The sequence below is a fragment of the uncultured Campylobacter sp. genome (genome assembly GCF_938018035.1).
GTDB lineage: Bacteria > Campylobacterota > Campylobacteria > Campylobacterales > Campylobacteraceae > Campylobacter_B.
This window is the reverse complement of the sequence record NZ_CALIJF010000025.1, coordinates 1-5,242: the sequence shown is the minus strand read 5'-3', so window position 1 is coordinate 5,242 and position 5,242 is coordinate 1. Positions and strand designations below refer to the sequence as shown.

Below are 5,242 nucleotides of genomic sequence, written 5' to 3'. Positions count from 1 at the left end.
GCTCGTTTTAACCGCTCATTTTGCGCACGCAGGCTAAATGCGACGTCCTCAAACACGCTCGCGCACAAAAATTGATCGTCGCTGTTTTGAAACAAAAACCCGATCTCGTGGCGAAATTTTACAAAATCCTCCGCACACTCAAGCTTCTCACCGAAAAGCTCGATCTCGCCCTCGCCCCATTGCCTTAGGCCGCCTAAAATTTGAAGCAGGCTCGTCTTGCCCTGCCCGTTCGCGCCCAAGATCGCCACTTTTTCCTTATGCCCTACGCTCAAATTTACGCCGCGAAAAATTTCTCGCTCGCCATTTTTAGCGCTTAAATCCAGCGCCTTAAGCGAACAGCTCATAAGATAGCTCCGATTTTAATAAATACGCATGCCAGCACGAACGCCAAAAACGAGGCCTCCGAGACGCTCAAGCCATCGCGACGTTCGTAAAATAGCCTACCGCAAAACCCTCGCGCGCTCATCACCAGGCTTAAATTTCTTGCTTGCTCAAGCGCCGAAATCGCTAAAATTCCAACTAAATTTGCATAAATTTTATAGGTGAAAATTCCGCTCGTCCCCACAAATCCGCGCATTCGCAAAAGTGCTTGCAGCCCTCCTAGATCCGAGCGTAAAAAATTTACGAATCGCCCACAGCAATACACCAAAGCGCTTAGCTTTTCGCCGAGCCCGAGCCCGTAAAATCCGCGCGCGAAAAAATATTCGTCTTTGCCGTAAAATAGCAAAATTGCAAACGCCATTATCAAATTCGCGCGCAAAAATATCACGCCCGCAAGCTCGTAGTTGCCGACTATGGCGGGGCTTAACGCGCTTAAAATCGCAAAGATATTTAATACCGCAAGCCTTGTGCAGACCGCGCGCGCAATCGAAATTTTAAGCGCAAAAAGAAGTAGCGGTGGAGCAAAAAACGCCGCGTAAAGCTGCCCGCTAAGTCCGACGCCGAAGCTGAAGATGAAAAACGCGAGCAGTGATACGGCGGGGCTCATTTGCGCGCTCTTTTCGCTAGCCACATTAAGCCAAAAAAGCCGAAAATCAAGGCCAAACAAAGCGCGATTTTAGGCGCCTCGGCAGACTGGCTTTGAAACGCCATGCTTTGAATGTCATTTTTGGAGTTTTCTTTCGGCGAGATGCTTTGGGAGGTGGAATTTTCCAAAGGCTCGGAAGCGCTTGGAATTTTATCTTCAGATACGCTGTCTTTAGGCGCGATATTTTCGGACGCACTGCCTTCGAACGCGGAATTTTTAGCGGCGTTCAAATTTTGCGGCACAGGATTTTTAGAAACGTCAGAATTTTGCGGCGTGGAATTTTCAGGATCACCGGAATCCTGCGGCGTAAAGTCCTCGGCGCTAAATTCCATCTGCGCACCATGCCCTGCACCTCCGTAAATTTGAATAGTAAAATTTTTAGCTGGCATTCGTATGCTCGCAAGTCCCTCTTTATCGGTCCTAGTGCGCAAAATTTCGCGCCCGCCCGCACTGATTAAAACTTCGCACTCCATGCAGGGAGAATTTTTATAAAAATAGCTATAAATCGCCACTCTATCGCCCTCTTGCGTCGCAAAAAGATGAAGCGCATGCGAAAATGCAAAAGAGCTCAAAACCGCTAAGAAAAATAGCGCTCTCATCGCCTTTGTCCGCCGTAAAATTTCGCAATAAAGCTAAGCGCAAAAAGGGTGATGATTCCTTCCAAAACAGCTAGAATTGCGCCTTCGAGCGAGATGAGCGTCGCGATAGCAAAAAACTCCCGTCCGCTGATGAAAAGCACGAGATCAAGAAGCAGCATCGAGCAGACGATCGGCACGAAACCCGCCAAAAATAGATAAATTTTTTGCGTGCGCGCTTTTAGCTCTTGCGCTTTTGAGGCGGCGGCAAAGAGCCCGCCCAAAACCGCCGGAAAGCCGATGACTGCGGTATTTACGCCGAGCACGCTAAGCCCTCCGAAGCCGAAAAACACCCCTTGCAAAAATAGCGCGACAAAAATCGCCAAGATCGCGCGCGAGCCCAAAAACGCGCCCACGAGCCCGCTTAGCATCAGGTGCATGGAGCTGACGCCCACAGGCAGGTGCACGAAAGAGGCGACGAAAAACAGCGCGCTAAAACATGCGATCCTAGGGATTTCAGCCTGCTTTACGCGCCATAAAATCGCCGCTACCGCAGGCGCCGTAACCGCCCAGCCTGCGAGCAGCACGGGCGCGCTCAAAACTCCTTCGCTAATGTGCATGGCTCGCCTCCTTTAAATCACTCCCGTTTTTTAGACGCGCAAAAACGCGGGAGCTAGTTAAATTTAAGGCATTTGCGACCTTTGCGATAATTGCCTTGATTGCTACAGGTCTTGCTTTTACGGCTTTAGTCGCAGCAAAATTTGCGGCTGTAAAACTCGCGGCTTGCGTCCTATTTGCGGCGGCTGTTAGCGCAAGACTCGAAGCAGCCTCGGAACTGCTTACGGAACCGGCAAATTTGATAAATTTTACAGCTCGCATGGCGCAAAAATTTTTGTTTGCTACATTTGCAGGAGCGGCAAATGGATTTCGCGACGCAAAATTTGAGGCTCCGAGCGATCTTGGTGCGACGCTCGCGCAGTAAAACAGAGCTTGCAAAATTTTAAAAGTCGGAGTTTGCAAAATTTCAAAAAACGAAATTTTGCGCGCGGGTATTTTACGCTCATAAATCCACGGATATGAAATTTTACGGCTCGAAGCTCCTAAGAGCGGATTTCTACGCTTGCGAAAAATCGCGAGCAGAGCAATACCATCGCTCGAAGCTCCTAAGCGCGGATTTCTACCAAGCAAAATTCCACGCAGCAGAGCTACGTTTCTTAAAATTTTGATCGGCGAAATTTTGCTCCGTAAAGTTTTAACCAAACCCCGAGACGCAGACTGCGCGCGGGTGCGAAACGACAAAATTCTGCCCCGTAAAATTTCAGCCGCAGAATTCGCTGGAAATTTTACACCCAAAAGCAAAACGCGCGAAAATAAAATTTCAAAGCCCTGCCAAAGCGTAAATTTAAATTTATCCGCGGCGGCGCAAATTTTGCCCGAAAAAAGAGATCTCACCGAGCCGCTCCCCTATTTTTTCAGCTCGTCTGCCTTGATCCAAAGTACGGCTCCCAGCTCATTTACGGGCTGCTCGCTTCCTTTGGCGGCTTCCTCCTCGCTAAGAGCCGCAAAGCCCCACCAGCCGGCAACCGGTATCACGAAGCTAAACTCGCCCGCGCCGTTGGTTTTAACGACCTGTGTGACATGCGCCTCGCTAGGGGCTTTGTAGCCCTTATCGTTATATAGCTCGATCTCCACGTCCGCGCCCGGAACGGGCTTTCCGTGCAGTAAAAAAACTCCGCTAAATATCTCGCCCGCATACAGCGCATAAGGCCGCACTAGCGGCACGATCTCCGCCTCTAGCCCGAGCGGCTTATCCCAGCCTTCGCCCGCGCCGTAAGCATCGACGTAGGTTTTGGTGATATGGCGGATCATCTTGCGCTCAGCCGGCTCGGCATAGGATTTGGGATCGAAATAAAACGCTAAAAGCGATGGCTTGTCCGCTTTAAATTCCGCCGCGAAATAGGAATTTTCGCCCTTTTTCTGCTCTTTTAGGCTGCCTAGGAGCGATTTTTTCTCTCCGTCAATAAAAACGCCGAATTCTGCGGGCTTTTGTAGATTCATAGACTCCTGTAAAAACGGATGTGAGAATTCCAAATTTAGCTTTAAAGTAGCGTCTTTTTGATCCTCTACGACATTTTTATCCGTTGTAAGAACGCCGAAATGTGCGAACGCAAGGCTCGCTGCGAAAATTCCTAAAAAAGCAAATTTTGCCTTCATGTAATACCTTTCATAATAAAATATTACGGAATTGTATCACTTTTTTTCATCCGTATTGCTTAAATGTGGGTTTATTTTGAGTATTTAAAGCAAACTTTAGTTAAAATGTCGCAATTTAAATTACCAAAAAGAGGCAGAAAATGATAAATTTAAAACTTATCGAGACGAATTTCGACGAATTTAATAAAAAACTCATCGCCAAAAAAGTCCCGCCGCAAACTCTGCAAACGCTACTAGATGCCTATAACGAGCTAAAATCCAAAAAAACGGAACTGGAAAACCTCCAAGCCGTGCAAAATGCAAAGAGCAAGGAGCTCGGCCTCGCCGCGCGCGAGGGCAGAGACGTGGGCGCGCTAAAATCGCAGCTTGAGGAAAACAAGCAAAAGATCCAATGCCTAAGCGAGCTCGTAAACGAGCGCGAGCAAAGCTTAGAAGCGATCGCCGCGTGCGTGCCGAATATCATCGACGACGACGTGCCGATCGGTGCGGACGAGAACGAAAACGTCTGTATCAAAAAGGTGCTTGATCCGCGCACGTTCGACTTCGCGCCCAAGCAGCACTTCGAGCTCGGTGAGGCGCTGGGATGGCTTGATTTCGAGCGCGGCGTCAAACTCAGCGGCAGCCGCTTTACCGCGATCCGTGGGCTGGGCGCAAAACTGAATATGGCTCTCATCAACTACATGATAGAATTTAACAACTCGCGCGGCTTCGAGCTCGTAAATATGCCGTTTTTGGTGCGCGATCAGATCCTCTACGGCACGGGCCAGCTACCTAAATTTAAAGATGATCTCTACCGCGTCGACGACGAGGAGCAAAACCTCTACCTCATCCCTACGAGCGAGGTTACGGCGACGAATCTCTTTAACGATGAAATTTTACGCAGCGAGGAGCTGCCGATCAAGCTCACCAGCTACAGCCACTGCTTTCGCAAGGAAGCGGGCTCGGCGGGGCGCGATACGCGCGGCATGATCCGCCAGCACCAGTTCGAAAAGGTCGAGCTCGTCGCCATCACGCGCCCCGAAGATAGCGCAAAGATGCTTGAGGAGATGATTTCGTGCGCGAGCGATCTGCTAGCTAGCCTAGGCCTTCCGCACAGACACATGCTGCTTTGCAGCGGCGATCTGGGCTTTAGCGCCGCAAAGACCGTGGATTTGGAGGTTTGGCTGCCGGGGCAGAACCAATACCGAGAGATCAGCTCGATCAGCAACTGCCGCGATTTTCAGGCGCGCAGAGCCAAGATCCGCTTCAAAGACGGCAAGAAAAACAGCCTCGTTCACACGCTAAACGGCTCCTCGCTCGCGGTCGGCCGCACGCTGATCGCGGTGATGGAAAACTACCAGCGCAAGGATGGCAGCATCGAAATTCCGCGCGTTTTAGAAAAATATATGTAGGCGGCCCGTGCAAAAGCCTTACAAAAACCCAAATT

General features: G+C 49.9%; 7 protein-coding genes. 1 reads left to right on the top strand and 6 read right to left on the bottom strand.

Annotation, left to right across the window (positions count from 1 at the left end; all coding sequences use genetic code 11):
• From Q0257_RS00765 to Q0257_RS00740, 6 genes are all read right to left on the bottom strand, one after another.
• The coding region (locus tag Q0257_RS00765; RefSeq protein WP_298020314.1) for an ATP-binding cassette domain-containing protein at nucleotides 1-344 on the bottom strand (344 nt) is incomplete at its 3' end.
• Nucleotides 341-988 carry a hypothetical protein gene (locus Q0257_RS00760; RefSeq protein ID WP_298020311.1) on the bottom strand — a complete coding sequence of 216 codons (648 nt, stop codon included), beginning with the start codon at nucleotides 986-988 and terminating at the stop codon, nucleotides 341-343. The genes Q0257_RS00765 and Q0257_RS00760, both read right to left, overlap by 4 nt.
• Nucleotides 985-1,626 carry a hypothetical protein gene (locus Q0257_RS00755; RefSeq protein ID WP_298020308.1) on the bottom strand — a complete coding sequence of 214 codons (642 nt, stop codon included), beginning with the start codon at nucleotides 1,624-1,626 and terminating at the stop codon, nucleotides 985-987. Before Q0257_RS00755 ends, Q0257_RS00760 begins: the two co-directional genes overlap by 4 nt.
• Complete coding sequence (gene cbiM, locus Q0257_RS00750) at nucleotides 1,623-2,222, bottom strand: cobalt transporter CbiM (protein ID WP_298020305.1); 600 nt, start codon at nucleotides 2,220-2,222, stop codon at nucleotides 1,623-1,625. The genes Q0257_RS00755 and cbiM overlap by 4 nt, the downstream gene beginning before the upstream one ends.
• Complete coding sequence (locus Q0257_RS00745) at nucleotides 2,212-3,054, bottom strand: hypothetical protein (protein WP_298020302.1); 843 nt, start codon at nucleotides 3,052-3,054, stop codon at nucleotides 2,212-2,214. Before Q0257_RS00745 ends, cbiM begins: the two co-directional genes overlap by 11 nt.
• Nucleotides 3,055-3,066: 12 nt before the next feature.
• Nucleotides 3,067-3,816 carry a DUF4198 domain-containing protein gene (locus Q0257_RS00740; RefSeq protein ID WP_298020299.1) on the bottom strand — a complete coding sequence of 250 codons (750 nt, stop codon included), beginning with the start codon at nucleotides 3,814-3,816 and terminating at the stop codon, nucleotides 3,067-3,069.
• Nucleotides 3,817-3,956: 140 nt separating this feature from the next.
• Between Q0257_RS00740 and serS the strand changes: the two genes are divergently transcribed.
• Nucleotides 3,957-5,207: a serine--tRNA ligase gene (gene serS, locus Q0257_RS00735; protein ID WP_298020296.1), complete on the top strand. Its 1,251-nt coding sequence runs from the start codon at nucleotides 3,957-3,959 to the stop codon at nucleotides 5,205-5,207.
• Nucleotides 5,208-5,242: the final 35 nt, after the last annotated feature.